Origin of the sequence: Cellulosimicrobium sp. NPDC057127 (assembly GCF_042670945.1) — a bacterium.
GTDB lineage: Bacteria > Actinomycetota > Actinomycetes > Actinomycetales > Cellulomonadaceae > Cellulosimicrobium.
The window spans coordinates 199,073-220,837 of the sequence record NZ_JBHUUP010000003.1 but is presented as its reverse complement, the minus strand read 5'-3'; the positions used below and the strand labels follow the sequence as shown (position 1 = coordinate 220,837).

Here is a 21,765-nt window from a genome sequence, read left to right as displayed (position 1 = left end):
GTGACCCGCACGCACCGCCGCGCGGGGATCGCCGCGCTCACCCTCACCGGCGTCGTCGGCGCCCTGGCCGCGGCGCCCGCCGCGACCGGCGCGACCGAGGCGCCCGCGCCCAGCGGCTTCCTCGCGCCGTACTACACCGAGCTCGACCTCACCGGCGACGCGCAGGTCACCGCCGACGATCTGGCCGTCCTCGCGGGCTCCCTGGGCCTCACGTCCGACGACGAGGCGTGGAAGGACATCGCGCTCGCCGACACCGACGGCGACGGCACCCTCACGGTCGCCGACCTCGCCGCCGTCTCCCAGCGCATGGTCTACGACGACGGCCCGTTCGAGCTCGTCGAGGCCACCACCGTCGACATGCAGGCCGCGATGAACGCCGGCGTCACCACCTCCGTCGAGATCACGCAGGAGTACCTCGACCGCATCGCGGCGTACGACCGCACCCTCGTCGACACGGCCGCGGGCGGCCGACCGCTCGCGTCGATCATCTCCACGAGCGACGTCGCGCTCGACGCCGCGAAGCAGGCCGACGCCGTCCGCGCCGAGGACGGCATGACGAGCATGCTGCTCGGGGTGCCCGTCGCGGTCAAGGACAACTACGACACCGTCGACATGGTGACGACGGCCGGCTGCGGCTGCTGGGACGACAACCAGACCGCGACCGACGCGACGATGGTCGAGGGCCTGCGCGCCGACGGTGCCGTGATCCTCGCCAAGGCGAGCCTCGACGAGTTCGCGTTCGGGTTCGCGTCGGAGTTCTCCTCCCACCAGGCCGCGGGCTCCTCGACGCTCGTCGCCAGCCCGTACTCGACGAGCCGCACCGCCGGCGGGTCGAGCGGCGGCACCGGCGCGGCGATCGCCGCGAACCTCGCCGGCATCGGCTTCGGCACCGACACGGGCGGGTCGATCCGCGTGCCGTCGTCGTACAACCAGCTCGTGGGCGTGCGGCCCACGGTCGGCCTCGCGTCCCGCGACGGCATCGTCCCGCTCGCCCTCAGCCAGGACACGGGCGGCCCCATGACCCGCACGGTCACCGACGCGGCCGTCGCGCTCGACGCCGTGGTCGGCACCGACCCCGCCGACCCGGTCACGTTCCGCCAGGAGGGCCAGGTCCCGGCGTCTTACACGCAGTACCTCGACGCCGACGCGCTCGACGGCGCCCGCATCGGGTACGTGCCGTCGATGCTCGGGAACAACGCGACGACGCTGCGCCTGTGGGCCGAGACGCGGGCGACGCTCGAGTCGCTCGGCGCGACCGTCGTCGAGGTCACCCCGCCGACGTCGTACTCGCCGGTCCTGCCGAACGGGTTCGCCAGCGTGCTGTCGGAGGGGTCGGGCTCGACGAACGAGTTCCGCCACGACCTCGAGGAGTACGTCGCGAACCACCTCTCCCCGGCCGTCACCGCGCGGACGATCCCGGAGATCATCGCCGCCGGCCGGTTCGTGACCTCCCGGCAGAGCACGTACGAGTCGCGGGCCGCCGTCACGGAGGAGACGTACGAGGCGTGGGCGGGGCCGACCGGCACGCACACCGCCGTCCTCGCCGAGGGCAAGACCCTCGTGGAGGCCATGCTGGACGACGCCGACCTCGACGCGCTCGTCTACCCGAGCGGCAACCCGTACGGCACGATCGGCACGAACCTGCGCCTGAGCCCAAACACGGGGCTGCCGGCCGTCACGGTGCCGATGGGCCAGGCCACGGAGGCGGACGGCACCATCCCAGGCGCCGGCGTCAACCTCGAGCTCCTCGGGCGCGACTTCGACGAGGGCCCGCTGCTCGGCCTCGCGTACGCCCTCGAGCAGGCGACGCACGCGCGCACCACCCCGGCGCTCTACGGCCCGCTCGGCTGAGCGAGCCACCTGCCCGACGACGGCCGGTCCCCGCCCGGGGCCGGCCGTCGTCGTGCCGCCTGATCGTTTCGCTTCACGTGCCCGAGGCCGGTTGACGCGCCTCACCCCGCCGCATACTTTCGTGCACGAACGAACGGCGGAGCACCCGAACGAACATAAACGATCACCGTTGATCGGTGGGTGCCGCGCCGCATGATCGAAGGAGATCCTCGTGCCCGACGACGTCGCCGGACCCCGACCGCACCCGACTGCCCGTCCCGCCCGCCCTCGCAAGCGCCTCGCCCCCACCCTCGCGGCCGCGACGGCCCTCGTGCTCGGCGGCTCGCTCGCCGCCGGCGCCCCCGCCACAGCCGGGACCGCCGAGACAATCGCCCCCACCGCGACAGGTCTCGCGCCGTCGGCGACCGAACCCGCGGTCTCAGGCACCGTGCCCGCACCGGACGGCACCGTCTGGAACGACGCCGACGGCAACCCGATCAAGGCCCACGGCGGATCGGTCGTCAGCGTCCACGAGGCCGAGGTCGGCCTCGACATCACCGGCGACGGCGACACGGACGACGACGTCTGGCTCTGGTACGGCGAGGACAAGACGCACGCGACGCGTCCCGTGGACGGCGTGCGCGGCTACTGGTCCACCGACCTCACGACGTGGCACGACATGGGCCGGGTGCTCCCCAGCCACCAGCACTTCACGCTGCGGGTCGACGGCGCGGGCAACGCCGTCGAGGTCGACCCGGCGAAGCTCGACGCGCTCAAGGCGGTCGCGAACAAGACCGCGCCCGACGCGCAGTCCACGCAGGAGGACATCGACGCCGCGAAGGCGTTCGTCTCCCCCTACGTCGAGACGTGGGCGGACGAGGCGGCGGGCGTCGCCGCCACGTACGACGAGGCCGCGCTCGCGAACGCGTCGTACCGCCTCAACGGCAACATCAACATCATGGAGCGTCCCAAGATGCTCTGGAACGCGAGGACGAAGAAGTTCGTCATCATCTACCACGCCGACGGGCCGCTCGCGGACAACGCCGACCTCGTGCGCTGGGTCCGCGACAGCGGGGACCCGGCGGACCAGAACGTCGGCTCGCGGTACTCGCGCGCCGAGATCGGGTTCGCGACGTCGGACACCCCGTGGGGCCCGTTCAAGCTCGTCAACACGACGAAGATGAACTGGGCGCCGGGCGTGCCGAACGCCGGCCGCGAGGGCGACTCGCGCGACATGACGGTCTTCCAGGACACCGACGTGCACACCGTCGACCCGGTCGCCGACGACGCCTACGCCGTCTACTCGTCCGAGATGAACACGTGGATGTACGTCTCGCGGCTCAACGCCGAGTACACCGGCCCGCTCGCCGAGGGCGACGACGCCGTGCTGGGCGAGGACTTCTCGAACCGCGTGCTGCCCGACTACTCGCGCGAGGCGTCGAGCGTCTTCAAGCACGACGGCTGGTACTACATGTTCACGTCCGGCACCGACGGCTGGGCCTCGACGCCCGTCGTCGCGTACCGGTCGCGGTCGATGATCACGCCCACCGAGGCCGTGGTGGGCGACAACAACCGGCACCCCGCGAACGGCCAGTGGGAGCGACTCGGCAACCCGTGCGTCGGCGATCCCGCTCGCTCCGGCGTCGGCAACGCCGACCCCGTCGAGTGCTTCGACTCCCAGCCGACGTTCGTCATCGCGCTCGACCAGGAGGCGGGCCGGTTCGCCTACATGGGCGACCGGTGGATCACAGAGTCCAACGGCTCCGCGGGCGAGCGCTCGCGCTACGTGTGGGCGCCCATCCAGGTGCGCGACGGGCACGCCACGGTCGAGAACGTCGGCGCGTGGGACCCGGAGAACACCACGTTGTTCCACCCGCTCGAGCCGGTGGAGCCGCTCGAGTTCACCACCCACGTCGACGACCGCGACGCGTTCGCCCCGACGTTCGACGTCACCGTGGACGGGCAGCGCTACGACGGCCTCACCGCAGACTGGAGCGCCAGGAGCCTCGACGCCGCGTTCGCCACGCGTGGCACGCACACGCTCGTCGGACACGTCGCCGGGGACGGCCCCCTCGCCGGCCGGTACGTGAGCGCCACCGTCCACGTCGACGGCCCCGTCGACGTCTGCCGCGAGCCCGGCACGCGCGTCAGCGCGTCGTTCCACCAGACCGAGTGGGGCACCATGCCCGCCGCGAACGCGTGCGACGGCAACCCGTCGACCGCCTGGTCGACCTGGGCCGGCGGCACGGGCAAGAAGGACCGCGTGACGTTCACCGTCGAGGCGGCCGAGCAGTGGCAGCTCGACGCCGTGCGCCTCACCAACACCGAGGGCACTATCACGGGCATCACGGTCGAGCACCGCGACGCCGACGGCGCGTGGCAGCCGACCACCGCGAGCGCCGTGGCCCCCGCGGCGAACGGGACGTTGACGACCGTGCCCTTCGACGCCGTCACGTCCGACGCGCTGCGCCTGACGTTCGACACGCCGGGCTCGTACCTGAAGATCAGCGAGCTCACGGTCGCGGGCACGGTGCCCGTCGCCGAGCCCGAGCTCGCGGTCGCGGCGCAGGCCGAGGTGCGCTGCCTCGCCGGCCGGGCGTACGTCGCGGTCCGCGCGACGAACGACGACGACGTCCCGCTCGACGTCACGCTGACGACGCCGTACGGCGAGCGCACCGCGGCCGACGTCGCTCCCGGAAAGAACGCGTACCAGGCGTTCGCGACCCGGGCAGTCGACGTCGACGAGACGGCCGTCACGGTGACGGCGAGCGCCGTCGTCGACGACCGCACGGTCACGGCGGAGCACGACCTCACGACCTCCGCCGCCACCTGCGGCTGAGCCTCCACCCATCACGCACCATGTCGCCGACGGCGGCGACAGGAAGGCAGACGATGAGACTGCACCGACCATCCGCGGGGCGTGCGCCCGCGCGGGCCGCGACGGCGGTGACGACGGCGCTCGCGCTGTCCGTCACCGGACTCGTGGCGGCGACGCCCGCGGCGTCGTCCCCCGTGCCGGCGACGCCGAGCGCGACCGCAGAGATCCCGGCCGACCTGCCGGAGCTGCGCTTCGACGACCCCTCCATCGACTGGAAGGAGATCCTCGTCGACGGCGAGGACGTCGAGCGCCGCGCGGACGGCACTCCGTTCAACGTGTTCGGCGGGTTCGGCTCCGTGTCGTGCAACAACACGGGCAACCTCCTCCTGGACTACAAGGAGGAGAACCCCGAGGCGTACTGGCGCATCATGCGCCTGATCTTCGACCCGGAGACGGGCGCAGGCCTGCGGCACATCAAGGTCGAGATGGGCTCGGACACAAACACGTCGTCGGGCACCGAGCCCGCGACGAAGCGCAGCGCCGACGAACCCGCGAACGTGCTGCGCGGTGCGGGCTTCCACTTCATCGCGGACGCGCTGTCCATCAACCCGGACATCGAGACCGAGGCGCTGCGCTGGGGCGAGCCGTCGTGGACGAAGACGGACCACGACCTGCGCTACCAGTGGTACAAGGAGACGATCGACGCCGCGTACGACACGTACGGGGTCGAGTTCACCTACATGAGCCCGTCGCAGAACGAGATCGGCGGCAGCTTCCACCAGCCGTCGATCGCGCCGGAGCTGGCGTGGACGGTCGAGTTCGCCGAGCGGCTCGAGGAGGACGCGGAGGCGCCGGACGCGCGCTACGACTACGGCGACATCAAGATCGTCGCGCTCGACACGTACCGCAACGTCGAGCCGGTCGCCGCGGCGATCCTCGCGAGCCCGGCCGCGCTCGAGCAGGTCGACGCGATCGGGTACCACTACGACATCGCGGGCGGGCCGAACCTCACGCGCCTGAACAAGGAGTTCGGCAAGGAGGTGCTGTACTCCGAGGGCGTCGCGCCGATGATCGACCCGCAGTATCGCATCAACGCCGAGCCGGCGCGCGGCGGTATCGGCGGCACCGTGGGCGCCGTCGACATCGCGGACCGCTTCATCAACGCGTACCGCTGGTCCGGCGCGGGGGACAACCCGGCGCACATGACGTCGTTCCTGTTCCAGCCCGCGGTGAGCGCGATGTACGAGGGCACGCAGTACTCGCCGAAGCACCTCATCCGTGCCTCCGACCCGTGGTCGGGGTACTACGAGGGCGGCATCGGGGTCGCGACCGTGCGCCACTTCCACCAGTTCGCCGAGGCGGGCTGGGAGTACGTCGAGGGCGCGACCTACGGCGACGGCACGAAGGGCGACGGCGGCACGAACGTCGACTCCTCGACGCGCACGTACATGACGCTGCGCACGCCCGCGTCGGCCGAGGGTGAGCCCGAGCTCACGCAGGTGCACGCGAACAACACGCGCACCGCGCGCCACTTCGAGGTGAAGGTCGCCAACCTCGGCGAGCCCCGGCCGCTCACGGTGTGGGAGACGCGCGGCCCGGACGCGGGCGAGGAGTACGACGCCAACTGGCTGCGCCCCACCGGCTACGTCGAGCCCGTGCGCACCGAGACCGTCGACGGCGTCGAGCACTCCGTCTACCAGGTCGAGATCGCGCCGTACTCGATCCAGACGCTGTCGACCCTGCCGCAGGGCGTCCACGGCACGACCGAGGCGTACGACCGCGCGGACTACGCCTCGCCCGCCGAGGACACCGTGCTCGAGCTGCCCTACACGGACGACTTCGAGTACGACGACTACCCGACGGCCGACGTCAACGGCGTCGAGATGGGGTACGTCGAGCGCCGCGGCGGCTCGCCGCGGTACACCGCCGACCAGAACGGCGCGTTCGAGGTCGTCGAGGGCGACGGTGAGCGCGGCAACGTGATGGTGCAGAAGATCCACGCGGACAACCGCGGCTACACGTGGGACGTGTGGGGCAGCCACGCGCAGGACCGTCCGTCCACCGCTCCCCCGGCCACCGTGCTGGGCGACCAGTCGTGGGCCAACTACACGGCGTCGGTCGACTTCCGGCTCGACACCCAGGTGCGCGACGCGAGCCTGGCGAACTTCGCCGGCCTCGGCGTGCGTCAGCACGTGCCCGCCGGCGAGGACCTCGCGACGTACACCGCGCGCGTGCACGCCGACGGGACGTGGCAGCTGCGCAAGCTCGGCACGGTCGTGCAGTCCGGCACGGTCGCCGGCTTCGACGCCGACGCGTGGCACACGCTCTCCGTCGAGGCGCGCGACACCGTCATCACCGTCGCGCTCGACGACGCACCGCTCGCCCGCTACGTCGACGCGAGCACGAACCCGATGCTCACGGGCCGCATCTCGATCGTCAGCGGCTACTACAACACCCGGTACGACGAGCTCGCGATCACCCCGATCGAGGGCGAGGCGTGGGAGTCGGTGAAGATCGACGACGCCGACGCGCGCATCTCCTACCCCGGTGGCTCCACCTTCCAGCAGTCGGGCTACGCGCACCTCAACCGCACCCTCCACGCCCTGTCGACCGGTCGCTCGGCGACGTTCGAGGTGGACGGGACCGGGTTCAACCTGTTCGGCGCCACCGGCGCGGCGACCATCGACGTCGCGGTCGACGACCAGCCCGTGCGGACGGTGAACGTCGGCTCGACCGGCGACCGCCAGACGTCGTACTGGCAGCGCGGTCTCGACGGGTCGACGCCGCACACGGTCACCGTGACCGTGCGCAGCGGCACGTTCACGCTCGACGGCGTCGACGTGCTCGTCGGCGGCGCGCCGCCGGTCGTCACCGACCCGGAGACCACCCCGGTCACCGTGGCGGAGCCCGTCGCGCGCCTGGCCACCTCCGTGGGGCAGACGCCCGAGCTGCCCGCCACCGTCCGCGCGACCTCGCAGGCCGGCACGACGATCGACGCACCCGTCGACTGGTTCGTGCCCGCCGGCGCGTTCGACACGCCGTACGCGATGGTCACCGTCACCGGGACGTTCGCGGACAACGAGTCGCTCGCCGTGAGCGCGCAGGTCGAGGTCGTGCCCGACGGCCTGCAGTACTTCGTCGACGCGAACGCGCCGGCCGTCCCGGCGGCGACCGCCTACCCCACCGTGCGGTCCTTCGTCGAGGCCCAGGGCGGTGCGCTGCGCAACGCCCAGGCCGACGCCGTGTGGTCCGAGACGGCGGGCTGGGGCCGCGTCGCGAACTACACGGCGAAGGGCCTGCTGAACCAGACCCCGTACGACAAGATGCGCGAGACCGGCTGGTACACCGCCGGCGCCTCGACGCCGCTGTCGTACCGGTTCAGCCTGCCCGCCGGCACCTACACCGTCACGTCGGGGCACACCGAGTGGTGGAACCCGGGCGGCGGCAAGGCCCGCAACATGCAGACCTCGGTCTCGTGGACGGGCGCCGACGGCCAGGCCGTCAGCGTCCCGGTCGGCACGGTCGCCTTCCCGAACGGCAGCTCCGGTCGCAGCGCCGTCGTCTCCGGCGAGTTCACGCTGGACGAGCCGACGGTCGTCACCTACACGGTGGCCAACGACGGCGGCACGGAGGCACCGGTGATCAGCTGGGTCGCCGTCGCGGGCGAGGAGGCGGAGCAGGGCGTCGAGACGACCGCCGTCGTGCAGACGCGCTGCCTCGCGGGCAAGCCGTACCTCGCGGTGCGCGTGACGAACGACGACGACGTCGCGCTCGACGTCGAGCTCGACACGCCGTACGGGACGAAGACCGTCACGGCCGTCGCGCCGGGCAAGGACGCCTACCACGCGTTCGCCGTCCGCACGGCCGCGGCCGACGGCGCCGTGACCGTCACCGCCCGCACGTCGGGCGGCGACGACCGCGAGAGCGTCGAGGAGGTCGCCTTCCCGGCGCCCACCTGCTGACCTCGTGCGGGGCCGGGCGACCGCCCGGCCCCGCACTGCATCCAGTCCGATGCGGCTCAGCCCCCGTACCATCCGGTACGGGGGCTGAGCCGTTTCCCGAACCGTCGGCACGCGCGCGTCGGTCGGGCCGAGGGCGTGTCCCCTACCGTCGAGGCGCGCCGAGCGGCAGACTCTCGGGGTCAGTCCTCCACGTCCGATACGTCAGGAGCGCGCACGGATGCGATCGAAGCAGTGGGCGGTGCTGTCGGCGGTCGTGCTGAGCACCGCAGTCGTCGGTGCGTGCAGCGCCGGCGGTGACGGACCCGCAGGGCAGCCCGACGCGCCGCCGGCGAGCACGGCGGCTCAGCAGCCTTCCCCGACCGCCCCGGCCGAGGCCGGCGCCCCGGACGACGCCGCCGTCTGCACCGCCGTCAGCGATGTGATGACGATCCTGGAGAACGCCGACGTCGGCCTCGCCGAGGGCCGCATGGAGGCGCAGGAGCACGGCGGCTGGTACCGCCTGGCGACGCGCGTGCTCGACCGCCTGCCCTCCAGCGGGACCAGCGCCGTGCAGACGGCGATCGGGGACCTGCAGGAGTCGACCGTCGTGGACTCCCCCGCGTGGGGCGAGGCCCAGCTGGCCCTCGGTACCGCGTGCGACGACGTCGGTGCGCCCTTGGCGATCACCATGTTCACCGGCGGCTGACACGAAGCCTCAGCTGCGCGGGCTGCCCGTCGACTCGCGCACGACCAGGCGCGGGCTGATCGCGACCCGGTGCACGGGCCGGGACGGGTCCTCGATCCGCTTCGCGAGCAGGTCGACGGCGGCGTGCCCGACGGCGGAGCGCGGTGGCCGCACGGCCGTCAGCGCGGGGCTGAACAGGCCGGCCACCTCGTCGTCGTACGCGACGACCGACAGGTCGCCCGGGACGGACAGCCCGCGGTCCTGCGCGTTCTGCACGATCGCGAACGCCTCCGGGTCGGAGTGGGCGAGCAGCGCCGTCGTGCCGGACGTGAGCGCCGTGTCGACGACCTCGCTGATCGCCTTCGCGAACTCGGGCCGGTGCCGGTCCGGCGCGAGGCGCTCGAAGTGCTCCTCCGAGGACAGGCCGAGGTCGTTGCACGCCGCACGCCAGCCCGCGGCGATCTTGCGCGACGTCGGCGACTGCCGGGACAGGACGAGACCGACCCGGCGGTGCCCGAGGTCCGCGAGGTGGTGCACCGCCATGAGCGCACCGAGCGCGTGGTCGGAGACGACCGACTCGAGCGCCTCGCGGTGCGGGGCGAGCGCGGCCTCACGCTCGACCAGCACGTGCGGCACGCCCGTGCGTGCGAGCCACTGCACGAGCTCCTGCGCGTGCGGGGTGTCCGTGCGCGGCGCGAGCACGAGCCCGCGCAGGTCCTCCGACTCGACGAGCCGCTCGAGCGTGGGCCGCTCGTCGGACGCCTCGTACGACGACCCGCGCAGGACCACGCGCAGGCCGTGCTTGCGCGCCTCGATCTCCATGCCGCGCACCACGCCCGGCCAGTAGTAGTCGAGCGACGGGACGAGCACGCCGATCGCCGCCGTCGGGGTGCGCTCCGGGGTGCCCTCCTTGGTGCCCACCGCGACCGCGCCGCCGTGCACGCGGGCCAGCAGCCCCTCGCGCTCGAGCTGGACGATGTCCCGGCGGACCGTCACCGCGGTCACACCGAGCTCCTCGGTCAGGTCGGCCACGCGCACGACGCCGTCGCGCTCGAGCGTCGCGAGCAGGTGCGCGCGTCGTTCGGCGGCGAGCGGTGCCCGCTGCATCTCCTCCGTGGTCACGGTGCCCCCTCCTGGGTGGTCCTGGCGGCGTCCCTGCCGCCGTCGGTTCCGGTGGTGCCGTCGGCGGCCTGCACGACGGCGACGGTCAGCTCGGCGCGGTCGGTCACGTCGAGCGCGAGCCGCGTCAGACGCGCGCCCCACACGTCCGCGAGCATGGGGTCGTCGAGCCGCTGCTCGGTGACCTCGACCGCGACGTCGTGCGGCCAGCTCAGGGTGACGGGCGTGGCGCCGTCGAGCGGGACCACGTGCGCGCCGCCCGGCGCGAGCCGGACGTCGCCCGCGACCATCAGGTGCACGACGGCGGGGGCGCCGGCGTCGACGTCCCACGCGTCGTGCACGACGGCGCGCGCCGGACCCTCGCCGCGCACGAGGCGGGCGTCGCGGCGCCACGACCGCAGACCGGGCAGCGGGTACGCGCCCGCGAGGTCGAGCGACAGCGAACCGTCGCCCGGCACCACGTCCCGCGCGGCGAACCGCGCCCCCACGCCCTGCGGCGTCTCCGCGACCTCGGGCACGTTGTGCCACGAGCTCTGCATCGTCCAGATCGCGTACCGGTCCGGGCCGAACGTCTGCGCCGTGTACGTCGGGCGGCCGGCGTCCACGACGACGGGTACGCCGTCGGACGCGACGACGAACGACCCGACGTCGTTGTGGTTGTGGTGCTCGCCGTTGTGCCCGCCCTTGACCGCGAGGGCGAGGCCGCGTGGCGTGCCCGCCTCCTCGCGCGCGAGGAGCACCTGCGTCGAGCCGAACCACGCCTCGCGGGGCAGCGGCGGTGCCGTCCGGGCCGTGCCCACCCACGCGTCGTCGGTGACCGCGCGCAGCAGCCGGCCGAGCCCTTGGCCCTCGTCCGCGACCGGTGCGCCCGCCACGCGGTACGACGCCGCGTGGCGCGCCGCGTCGTCGTCGCCGACACGACGCGCCGCGCGGTGCAGCGCGTGCCAGGGCTGTGTCGCCGGAGGACGGGCGCGCCCGTCCGCGAGGTCGAGGTACCAGTCGCCGCCCAGGTGCGTGCGGTGCGGGAAGCCCACGGTGGCGCGCAGCGCGGCCACCGGCGACGCCGGGTCGAGCGCGTCGAGCGCGCCGCCCGTCGCGTGCGCGAGCAGGTCCAGCGCCTCGATCGCCCGGCACGCGCCGTTCCACCAGTACTCGTAGCCCTCGTCGATCGCGCCGTCCTCGGGCAGCACGGCGACGTACCGGTCGAGCCCCTCGACCACCAGGTCCACCACCTGCGCGCGCAGCGCGGCGTCGCCCGGGCCGTCGAGCAGGCGCAGCGCCGCGACCAGCACGTTCCCGTGGATCCACGGGTTCCAGTTGTGCACGTCGCCGTCCAGGCCGAGCCAGTGCCAGTCGCGTCGCGCGACGAACGGGTCGAGGACCCGCCGGCGCGCCTCCGCGCGCACCCGCTCGCGCAGGCCGGGGTAGCGCTCGTCGAGCACCTCGCCGAGCAGGTGGTCCACCCACGCGAGCTGGCCGACCACCTCGCCCGCGCCGAGGTCGAGGAACGGGCGGTCCACGTCGGGCAGCACCCAGCCGCGCGTCACGCGCGCGTCGTCGTGCGCGGGCCAGCACCACGAGCTCTGCTCGCACAGGGCCCACACGCCGTCCGCGACCTCGTCCACCCACGCGTCGTCGAGCGTCGCCGCCGCCGCGACCACCGCCCGGGTGAGCCGCTGCTGGCGCGCGTGCACGAGCGCCTCGTGGGCGGTCCGGTCGCCGTCGCGGTGCAGGCGGGCGGCCGTGCCGGCGAGCGGCAGGGGCCACGCGGACCCGCGCTCGGCGTCGGCGCGCGCCACCACGTCCGCCACGGTGACCCGGTCGGCCGAGCCCGCCGTCGTGGACCACACGGCCCGGTCGGTGGCCGGCGCGACGGGCAGCGCGTGCGAGGCGTCGAGGAGGGCCGCCGCGATCGCGGTGCGGCGCTCGCGCGCATCCTCCGGCGTCCAGAAGGCGGCGGCGAGGGGGCCGGCGAAACCGGCGAGAATCGTGGGCATCTCTCTCCGTCGAGGCATAGGACCCGGCGTCGTCACCGGGAACGTGATCGATCGATCAACCGATCAGAACCGATCATAACAGAAGTGTGACGCGCTTGACAGCGTCTGTTTCTGAACGGTTGACTGCGGAACTGTTCGGAGAGGGCTGGTCGCCGGTGACGGTGATCACGCCGCACACGACACAGCAGCAACGCAGCAGCACGGGCGGCGCGCAGAGGCGCCGTGAGTCGACGGAGGACGCGATGACGCTCGAGGGCACCAGGCCGCAGCCGGCCGCGGCGCCCGCCACGAGCCCCCTGACCGGGTGGGACCGTGCGCGGTGGGCCGCCTTCGGCGACACGCTGCTCGCCGCGGTCCGCCCCTACGCCTCCGCCGGTCACGCCCGCATCACCCTGCCGGGCCCCGAGGGCGGCTACGGCCGCGCGGTCGACGGCCTCGAGGGCTTCGCCCGCACGTTCCTCCTCGCCGGCTTCCGGCTCGCGGGCGAGCGCGGCGCGGACCCGCACGGCTACGCGCAGTGGTACGCCGACGGCCTCGCCGCCGGCTCCGACCCGCACGCGCCCGACCGCTGGCTGCGGATGTCCGAGCACGCGCAGGCGAAGGTCGAGGCCGCCTCGCTCGCGCTCGTGCTCGACCTCACGCGCGAGTGGATCTGGGACGGGCTGTCCCCCCTCGTCCAGGAGCAGCTCGTCGACTACCTCGCGGAGGCCGTCGGCGACGACACCTACCCGCGCATCAACTGGGTGTGGTTCCGCCTCGTCGTCCAGACCTTCCTGCGCTCGGTGGGCGGTCCCCACTCGCTCGACGAGATGGCCGAGGACCTGGCCACGCACGACTCGTTCAAGCGCGCGGACGGCTGGCTGGCCGACGGCGACGAGCGCTCGTTCGACCACTACGCCGGCTGGGCCCTGCACCTGTACCCCACGCTGTGGGCGCGCATGCGCGGCGCCGAGGACCTCGCCGCACCGCGCCGCGAGCGCGACGTGCAGCTCCTCGACCGGTACCTCGACGACGCGCTCGCGCTCGTCGGCGGCGACGGCTCCCCGCTCCTGCAGGGCCGCTCGCTCACCTACCGCTTCGCGGCCTCCGCGCCGTTCTGGGTCGGGGCCATGGCCGGTGTGCCGTCGCACTCCCCCGGCGCCCTGCGACGCGCCGCGTCCGGGATCGTGAAGCACTTCGCCGACCACGGCGCACCCGACGAGCGCGGCCTGCTGACCCAGGGGTGGCACCACGAGTGGCTGCCGATCGCCCAGGCGTACACCGGCCCCGGCTCGCCCTACTGGGCCAGCAAGGGCCTCATCGGTCTCGCGCTCCCCGCCGACCACCCGGCGTGGACCGCGACGGAGGAGCCGCTGCCCGTCGAGCGCGGCGACGTCCTGCGCGCCGTCCGCGCGCCCGGCTGGGTCGTCAGCGGCACCCGGGCGGACGGCGTCGTGCGCGTCGTCAACCACGGCACCGACCACGCCCGTGAGGGTGCCCGGGTCGGCGACGCGCCCCTGTACGCCCGGCTGGGCTACTCGACCGTCACCGCCCCGTGGTCCGACACCGCGAGCCGCGTCTCCCCCGTCGAGCAGACGGTGGCGCTCGTCGACGCGGCGGGCCGCGCCACGCACCGGGCCGGCTGGCGCGCTCTCGGCGCGCACGTCGCGCAGGCGTCCGGGGAGACCCCGGTGGGTGTCGCCGCCTCGGTGGTGCGTTCGCGCTGGCTCGAGCCCGAGCTCGGCGGCCGCGACCACGGTTCCGGCCTGCCCGGGACGCTGACCGACGCCGGCACGCTCACCGTCGTCTCGCTCGTGCGCGGCCCGTGGGAGGTCCGTCTCGTGCGCGTCGACGAGCTCGCCGACGGCGTCGACGCGAGCAGCCTCCGCCTGCGCGTGGGCGGCTGGCCGGTCGTGGACGGCGACGACCTCGACGCGAGCGTCCTCCCCCTCGTCGGGGCCGGCGTCGTCACGACCGAGCACCGCGCGGACGCCACGCCGCTCGGCCCCACGTCCCGCGTCGACGTCGTCGACCTGCCGGTCGACGTCGGTGCCTGGCACGCCGTGCTGCTCACGCTGGCCCGGCCCCCGCACGACACCGTCTCCGGGGCGCCGGCCGGCACGTCGACCACGGCAGCGCACCGCGCGACGCCGCACATCCAGCTCGCGGAGGCAGGACGATCTGCCGCCGTGCAGTGGCCGGACGGGGAGCGCACGCTCACCGACCTGCCCTGACCCCCTACCCACGAGCCCGGACCCGCCCCGGGCGAGCGGACAGGCCCGACGTCGGGCCGCCTCACTCGAAGGAGAGCAAGGAATGAAGCGCACGACCCCGATCGCGATCGGCACCGCCGCCGTCGTCGCCCTCACCCTCACGGCCTGCGGCGGTGGGGGCGAGTCCGGTGGCGAGACCGCCACCGCCGACGGCCCCGTCACACTGACCCTCGCGGGCTGGAGCCTGTCGCAGACCCCCGAGTTCCAGACGCTCGCCGACGCGTACAACGCGGAGAACCCCGACGTCACGGTCGAGGTCCAGGAGTACGCGGCCGGCAACGACTACGACACGCAGATGACCGCGGACCTCGCGGCCGGCACCGCGCCGGACATCTACATCCTGAAGAACCTCAAGAACTTCTACACGTACCAGTCGGGTCAGCAGCTGCTCGACGTGTCGGACGTCGCCGCCGAGCTCGACCCGGACACCGGCGGCCTCGACGCCTACGAGGCGGACGGCGCGCACTACGCGGTGCCCTACCGCCAGGACTCGTGGGTCCTGTACTACAACAAGGACCTGTTCGACCAGGCCGGCGTCGCGCAGCCCGACGGCTCGTGGACGTGGGACGACTACGCCCAGACGGCGAAGGACCTCACCACGGCGTTCGAGGGTGCGGGCTCCCAGGCCACCGGGACCTACCAGCACTCGTGGCAGTCCACCGTGCAGGGCTTCGCCCTCGCCCAGAGCGAGGACGCCTCGCTCGACAGCGCGGACTACTCCTTCCTGGCGCCCTACTACGAGCGCGTGCTCGACCTCCAGGCCGCCGGCGCCCAGCCGAGCTACGGCACGGTGACCACGAACTCGCTCACCTACCAGTCGCAGTTCGGCACCCAGCAGTCCGCGATGATGCCGATGGGCACGTGGTACGCCGCGACGCTCATCGCGCAGCAGGACAGCGGGGAGGCGAACGAGTTCGCCTGGGGCATGGCCCCGGCACCGCAGGCCGACGAGTCCACCACGGGCACCGACAACGTCCCGGTGACGTTCGGCGACCCGACCGGCATGGGCATCAACCCGGCCATCGACGAGGAGAAGGTCGCGGCCGCGAAGGACTTCCTCGCGTTCGCCGCGGGTGAGGGCGGCGCCGAGGCGCTCGCCGAGATCGGCATCACGCCGGCGCTGTTCACCGACTCGGTCGTCGAGACCTTCTTCTCGATCGACGGCGTGCCGACCGACGACCTGTCGCGCTTCGCGTTCGGCACGCACGAGACGAAGCCGGAGAACCCGGTCGCCGCGAGCACCGCGGCGGTGCAGAACATCCTCAACGACCTGCACACGGCCGTGATGTCCGAGTCGACGCCGATCGACGCCGCGATCGACGAGGCGGAGAGCCGCGCCGCCTCCGAGGCCGGCATCGGCTGACCCTCCTCGCGGGTCCTCCCGCCGCACGCCCCCGGGGCGCCGCGACCGCTGAGCAGCGGCGCCCCGGGCCGCGCGGCACCGCACCGAGCTTCCAGACACAGGAGTCACCACGATGTCCACGATCGCCGCCGACGAGCAGTCGCGGTCCCGGACGGACGGCGCGGGCGCGCCGACGCGTCCCCCGACGGACCGCCGCCGCGCCGGGAGCCGCCTCCGGCTGCGCAACACCCTGATCGGGTACAGCTTCATCCTGCCGAACTTCCTCGGCTTCGGGCTGCTCACCCTGATCCCGGTCGTCACGCTGTTCTACATCTCGTTCACCAACTGGAACGTCTTCGGTGTCGCGCAGTGGATCGGGCTCGACAACTTCACGCGGCTCGTCGCCGACACCAGCTTCCACCGGGCGCTGCTCAACACGCTCTACTACGCGGTGATCCACATCCCGCTGACGCTCGCCGCGTCCCTCGGCCTCGCGCTCCTGCTCAACCGCAAGCTGCGCGGCGTCGCGTTCTTCCGCACGGTGGCGTTCTTCCCCTACATCACGTCGGTCGTCGCGATCGCCGTGGTGTGGAACATGCTCTTCAGCCCCGAGTTCGGCCCGATCAACCAGATGCTGCGCGCGATCGGCGTCGACAACCCGCCCGGGTGGACCACCTCGAGCGCCTGGGCCATGCCCGCGGTCATCCTCGTCAGCGTGTGGCGCGAGATGGGCTACTACATGCTCCTGCTGCTCGCCGGCCTGCAGACCGTGCCCGCCCAGCTCTACGAGGCGGCGCGCATGGACGGTGCGAACGCGTGGCAGCGGTTCTGGAACGTCACGCTGCCCGGTCTGCGCCCGACGATGTTCTTCGTCACCGTCATGCTCACGATCCAGAGCTTCAAGATCTTCGACCTGATCCTCGTCATGACCAACGGCGGCCCCGGGCAGTCGACGCTCGTGCTCAGCCAGTACATCTGGCAGAAGGGCTTCGTCGAGAACCAGTTCGGCTACGCGTCGGCGGTCTCGGTCGCGCTCTTCCTGATCTGCATCCTCGTGACGGTCTTCCAGTTCGTGGTGAACAAGAGGAGGGAGAGCTGATGGCCACGCTCGACACCCCCACGCCCGGCCCGGCCCCGGTGCCGGCGACCGTCGCCGACGACCCCCGCCCGCGCCGCCCCCGCCGCGCCACCCCGGTGGTCGGCAGGGCGCTCGGCTACACCCTCATGATCGTCGCGGCGGCCGCGATCCTCCTGCCGTTCTTCTGGATGGTCGTCTCCTCCCTGAAGACGAACAACCAGGTCTTCACCGTCCCGATCCAGTGGTTCCCGGACCCGGTCGTGTGGCAGAACTACGTGGACATCTGGGAACGCTCCGACATGACGACGTGGCTGAAGAACACGCTCATCCTGTCGGTCACGGTCACCGTGCTCCAGGTCGTCACCGGCAGCTTCGCGGCGTACGGGTTCTCCAAGATGCGCTTCCGCGGCCGCGACGCGCTGTTCCTGCTCTACATCGGCACCATCGCCGTCCCGTGGCAGTCGTACATGATCCCGCAGTTCATCATGCTGTCCGAGGCAGGCCTGTCGAACACCCTGTGGGCGATCATCGCGCTCCAGACCTTCAGCGCGTTCGGTGTGTTCCTCATGAAGCAGTTCTTCGAGACCATCCCCGAGGAGCTCAGCGAGGCCGCACGCCTCGACGGCCTCAGCGAGTACGGGATCTGGCGGCGCATCATGATGCCGCTGTCCGTGCCGGCCATCGCGAGCCTGACGCTGCTCATGTTCGTCAACACGTGGAACGACTACCTCGGGCCGCTCATCTACCTGCGCAGCCCCGACCTGTGGACCGTCCAGCTCGGTCTCAAGTCGTTCATCGGCCAGTACAACGCCGAGCACGCGCTGATCATGACCGGGTCGGTGCTGTCCGTCCTGCCGATCGCGATCATCTTCCTCCTCGGCCAGCGGTACTTCGTCGAGGGCGTCGCGTCGACCGGTCTGAAGGGGTGACCGTCGTGGCGACGTCGATCCACGCCCCCGCCGCGACGAGCCGCCCGGGTACGCGCCGGCGTCTCGTGTCGCACGAGACGTACGCGCTCGTGTTCGCCACGGTGTACGCCGGGATGGCCACCAACATGCTGCTCGTGCTCGGCTGCCTGCCGCTCGTGGTGCTGGCGGTGACGACCGACCCGGCGGCGTCCTGGCCGGCCCTCGCGCTCGTCGCGCCGCTGTGCGCACCGGCGGTCGTCGCGGCGTTCGGGGTGTTCGGCGCCGTCAGCGCCGACTCGTCGGCGCCCGTCGTGCGCACCTGGTGGCGCACCTACCGCACGCAGTGGCGCCGCGCCACGGCGCTGGGCGCGCTCGCCACGGCGCTCGTCGTCGTCCTCGCGGTCGACGTCCGGGTCGTGTGGGGCCACCCCGTGGGCGCCGTGGCGATCCCCGTGCTCGCCACGCTCGCCGTGCTCACGGCCCTCACCGCGCTCGTGGCGGCGGCGGCTCTGCCCGACCACCCCACCGCGCGGCTGCGCGACCTGCTCAAGGCGTCCCTGTTCGCCGCCGTGCGGCGCTGGTACCTCACCGTGCCGGCCCTGCTCGTGCTCGCGCTGCTCCTGTCGCTCGTGGCCGCGCGCCCCGCCGTCGGGCTGGGCCTCGCGATCGCGCCGCTGCTGTTCGCCGCGTGGGGCGGCGCTCGCTTCGCCCTGCACTCCGCGCTCGGCACGGTCCCCGCGCCGACCGGACCGCCCCGCTGACCGTCCTCACCTCTCGTCCACCGGCGGGCCGTCCATGCACAGCCCGTCCACCGACCGTCCGGCGCCCACGGGTGCCGGGGCAGAAGGAAGTTCCCCGATGACGCTCGCCACCGGGCTCGCCACCGAGCTCGCACCCGCCGTCGACGCCGCACTGGCGACGGTCCGACGCAACATCGTCGCCTTCGGCGACCGCTACCCCGACGACACCACGCGCAATGGTCTGTACCCGCCGCGCCCCGCGACCCCCGAGTTCCCCGAGGGCGGCAACCGCGGGTGGACGACGAGCTTCTGGCCGGGCATGCAGTGGCTCGCGTTCGAGCTGACGGGCGACGTCGCGTTCCGCACGGCGGGCGAGCGACACGTCGCCGACTTCGCGCGCCGCGTCGACCAGGGCGAGGACCTGCAGACCCACGACCTCGGCTTCCTCTACACGCTCTCGTGCGTCGCGCCGTGGCGCCTGCTCGGCGACGAGACCGCCCGGCGCGCGGCGCTGTCGGCGGCCGACCACCTCATGGTGCGGTTCCTCGAGCCCGCGGGCATCCTCCAGGCGTGGGGCGACCTGTCCGACCCGGCGCAGCGCGGACGCACGATCGTCGACAGCCTCATGAACATGCCGCTGCTCACGTGGGCGGGCGAGCAGACCGGCGAGGAGCGCTTCCCCGACGCCGTGCGACGCCACACGAAGCAGCTCGCGACGCACATCGTGCGCGACGACGACACCACGTTCCACACGTTCTACTGGGACCCCGTCACGGGAGAGCCGCTGCGTGGCGGCACCGAGCAGGGCGCGGGCGACGACTCGTGCTGGGCGCGCGGCCAGGCATGGGGCATCTACGGCTTTGCGATGAACCACCGGGTGACCGGCGACCCGGCGCTGCTCGACGCGTCGCGCCGCTGCGCCGACTACTTCCTCGCCCACCTGCCGTCCGACGGCGTCCCCTACTGGGACCTCGTCTACACCGACGGCAGCGACGCCCCGCGCGACAGCTCGTCCGCCGCCATCGCGGCCTCCGGGCTGCACGAGCTCGCCTCCGTCGAGACCGACCCGGAGCGCCGCGAGCGCTACGCGGCCGCCTCGCTCGACATGCTGCGCGCTCTCGTCACGGGCTACACCCCGGCCGCGGAAGGCGTCGAGTCCGACGCGCTGCTGCTGCACTCCGTCTACGACGCGCCGAAGAGCATCGGCGTCGACGAGGGCAGCCTCTGGGGCGACTACTTCTACCTCGAGGCGCTCGTGCGCCACACGCTCCCGGGCTGGGTGAAGTACTGGTGAGGCTCGTCTCGCACGTCCCCGGAGCTCCCGCGGTCCCCTCCGGCGCCGAACGCCCGGGCGTGCTCGTGCCCGACGGCGCGACCGACCGCCTGCTCGACCTGTCCCCGGTGCTCGGCGAGGGCGTCACCGTGTCCGACGTCCTCGCCGACCCGGAGCTCACCACCTGGGTGCGCGACGCGGTCGGACGGGTCGCGGCGGACGCCGCCGCGCTGGCCACGCTCCCCCGCGCCGCCGACGTGCACCTCGCACCCCCGGTGCGGCCGCGCACGATCCTGTGCCTGGGGTACAACTACCGCGGCCACGTCCCGGACGGGCAGGACCCGGCCGCCGACGACCCGGAGTTCCCCGACGTGTTCGTCAAGACGCCGAACACGCTGAGCGGCCCGTCCGACGCCGTCGTCGTGCCCGCGGTCGCGGACGACGTCGACTACGAGGGAGAGATCGCCGTCGTCATCGGCCGGCGCGCGCACGCGGTGAGCCCCGAGGACGCGATGGAGCACGTCGCGGGGTACACGCTGTTCGACGACGTCTCGGACCGCGCGTGGCAGCGCCGCCAGAGCCAGTGGGCGATGGGCAAGTGCTTCGACGGGTTCGGCCAGCTCGGCCCCGCTGTCGTCACGGTCGACGAGGTGCCCGACTTCCACGACCTGACCGTCGAGGTCGTGCGCGACGGCGTCGTCACCGTCTCGCAGAGCACCGCGACGATGGTCTTCCGCCTGCCCCGGCTCTTGAGCTACCTCAGCCACGTCGTCACGCTGGAGCCCGGCGACGTCGTCTCGACCGGCACGCCCCAGAAGCTGCCCGACGCGCTCGCCACCCATCGACCGCTCGCGCCGGGCGACGCCGTGACGATCCGGGTGGCCGGGCTCGGAGAGCTGACGACGCGCTTCACCGCGCCGCACGCCACGACGACGGGCGCCCACGACACCTCGACCGAAGGAGTGCACGCATGATCCTCGACCAGTTCCGTCTCGACGGGAAGGTCGCGCTCGTCACCGGTTCGAGCCGCGGGCTCGGGCAGGGGGCGGCCGTCGCCCTCGCCGAGGCCGGCGCGGACGTCGCACTGCTCGACCGGAGCGTGCCGACGGAGACGATCGCGAAGGTCGAGGCCCTCGGCCGTCGCGTGCACGCCGTGCAGCGCGACCTGTCGACCGCGAAGCCGGACGAGCTGCACGCCGCGGTCGCGGAGGCCGAGGAGGCGCTCGGCGCCGTCGACGTGCTCGTCAACAACGCGGGCACGATCCGCCGCGCGCCCGCCGCCGAGCACCCGGCCGAGGACTGGGACACGGTGCTCGCGGTCAACCTGGACGCCGTCTTCCACCTCTCGCAGGCCGCCGGTCGCGGCATGCTCGAGCGCGGCGCCGGCAAGATCGTCAACATCGCGTCGATGCTGTCGTTCCAGGGCGGCATCCTCGTGCCCGGCTACGCGGCCTCGAAGCACGCCGTCGCCGGGCTGACCAAGGCCCTGGCCAACGAGTGGGCCGCACGCGGGGTGAACGTCAACGCGATCGCCCCCGGGTACATGGCCACCGACAACACGGCCCCCATCCGCGCCGACGAGGCGCGCGAGCGCTCCATCGCCGACCGCATCCCCGCGGCACGGTGGGGTACGCCGGACGACCTCGCCGGCGCGCTCGTCTTCCTCGCGTCCGACGCGGCCGCCTACGTCCACGGCGTGATCCTGCCCGTGGACGGGGGCTGGCTCGTGCGCTGAGCCGTCCCGCGCGCCGGACGCAGCTCCGGCCGAGAGCCCGACCGAAG

The 21,765-nt window shown here is 73.2% G+C and carries 14 protein-coding genes; 12 read left to right on the top strand and 2 right to left on the bottom strand.

Annotated elements, in window-relative coordinates; translation table 11 throughout:
* The 4 genes from ACFTZA_RS04455 to ACFTZA_RS04440 all read left to right on the top strand — a co-directional run bounded on the left by ACFTZA_RS04455 (position 1) and on the right by ACFTZA_RS04440 (position 9,295).
* Positions 1 to 1,851: an amidase family protein gene (locus ACFTZA_RS04455; protein WP_378191200.1), complete on the top strand. Its 1,851-nt coding sequence runs from the start codon at positions 1 to 3 to the stop codon at positions 1,849 to 1,851.
* A gap of 211 nt (positions 1,852 to 2,062) precedes the next feature.
* Positions 2,063 to 4,669: a discoidin domain-containing protein gene (locus tag ACFTZA_RS04450; protein ID WP_378191198.1), complete on the top strand. Its 2,607-nt coding sequence runs from the start codon at positions 2,063 to 2,065 to the stop codon at positions 4,667 to 4,669.
* Between the two features lie 53 nt (positions 4,670 to 4,722).
* Positions 4,723 to 8,610 carry a hypothetical protein gene (locus tag ACFTZA_RS04445; protein WP_378191196.1) on the top strand — a complete coding sequence of 1,296 codons (3,888 nt, stop codon included), beginning with the start codon at positions 4,723 to 4,725 and terminating at the stop codon, positions 8,608 to 8,610.
* 217 nt (positions 8,611 to 8,827) lie between these two features.
* Complete coding sequence (locus ACFTZA_RS04440; protein WP_378191193.1) at positions 8,828 to 9,295, top strand: hypothetical protein; 468 nt, start codon at positions 8,828 to 8,830, stop codon at positions 9,293 to 9,295.
* A gap of 9 nt (positions 9,296 to 9,304) precedes the next feature.
* Here the strand turns inward: ACFTZA_RS04440 and ACFTZA_RS04435 are convergent, their stop codons facing one another.
* Both ACFTZA_RS04435 and ACFTZA_RS04430 read right to left on the bottom strand, forming a co-directional pair.
* Entirely contained in the window at positions 9,305 to 10,396 is a 1,092-nt protein-coding gene (locus tag ACFTZA_RS04435; RefSeq protein WP_378191191.1) for a substrate-binding domain-containing protein, read from the bottom strand.
* Complete coding sequence (locus tag ACFTZA_RS04430) at positions 10,393 to 12,390, bottom strand: heparinase II/III family protein (protein ID WP_378191189.1); 1,998 nt, start codon at positions 12,388 to 12,390, stop codon at positions 10,393 to 10,395. Before ACFTZA_RS04430 ends, ACFTZA_RS04435 begins: the two co-directional genes overlap by 4 nt.
* A gap of 242 nt (positions 12,391 to 12,632) precedes the next feature.
* Between ACFTZA_RS04430 and ACFTZA_RS04425 the strand changes: the two genes are divergently transcribed.
* The 8 genes from ACFTZA_RS04425 to kduD all read left to right on the top strand — a co-directional run bounded on the left by ACFTZA_RS04425 (position 12,633) and on the right by kduD (position 21,718).
* The gene (locus ACFTZA_RS04425) at positions 12,633 to 14,603 is read left to right on the top strand and encodes a DUF2264 domain-containing protein (protein WP_378191187.1); all 1,971 of its coding nucleotides are present in this window, start codon (positions 12,633 to 12,635) and stop codon (positions 14,601 to 14,603) included.
* Positions 14,604 to 14,685: 82 nt separating this feature from the next.
* Entirely contained in the window at positions 14,686 to 16,005 is a 1,320-nt protein-coding gene (locus ACFTZA_RS04420) for an ABC transporter substrate-binding protein (protein WP_378191185.1), read from the top strand.
* A gap of 112 nt (positions 16,006 to 16,117) precedes the next feature.
* On the top strand, positions 16,118 to 17,083 hold the full coding sequence (locus ACFTZA_RS04415) for a carbohydrate ABC transporter permease (RefSeq protein ID WP_378191183.1): 966 nt from the start codon (positions 16,118 to 16,120) through the stop codon (positions 17,081 to 17,083).
* Positions 17,083 to 17,991: a carbohydrate ABC transporter permease gene (locus ACFTZA_RS04410; RefSeq protein WP_378191181.1), complete on the top strand. Its 909-nt coding sequence runs from the start codon at positions 17,083 to 17,085 to the stop codon at positions 17,989 to 17,991. Before ACFTZA_RS04415 ends, ACFTZA_RS04410 begins: the two co-directional genes overlap by 1 nt.
* 5 nt (positions 17,992 to 17,996) lie before the next feature.
* Positions 17,997 to 18,731, top strand: coding sequence for a DUF624 domain-containing protein (locus tag ACFTZA_RS04405; RefSeq protein ID WP_378191178.1), 735 nt, complete (start codon positions 17,997 to 17,999; stop codon positions 18,729 to 18,731).
* A gap of 97 nt (positions 18,732 to 18,828) precedes the next feature.
* Positions 18,829 to 20,004, top strand: a complete 1,176-nt coding sequence (locus ACFTZA_RS04400; RefSeq protein ID WP_378191175.1) for a glycoside hydrolase family 88 protein — start codon at positions 18,829 to 18,831, stop codon at positions 20,002 to 20,004.
* Positions 20,001 to 20,957, top strand: a complete 957-nt coding sequence (locus tag ACFTZA_RS04395) for a fumarylacetoacetate hydrolase family protein (protein WP_378191173.1) — start codon at positions 20,001 to 20,003, stop codon at positions 20,955 to 20,957. Before ACFTZA_RS04400 ends, ACFTZA_RS04395 begins: the two co-directional genes overlap by 4 nt.
* On the top strand, positions 20,954 to 21,718 hold the full coding sequence (gene kduD / locus ACFTZA_RS04390) for a 2-dehydro-3-deoxy-D-gluconate 5-dehydrogenase KduD (RefSeq protein ID WP_378191170.1): 765 nt from the start codon (positions 20,954 to 20,956) through the stop codon (positions 21,716 to 21,718). Before ACFTZA_RS04395 ends, kduD begins: the two co-directional genes overlap by 4 nt.
* Positions 21,719 to 21,765: the final 47 nt, after the last annotated feature.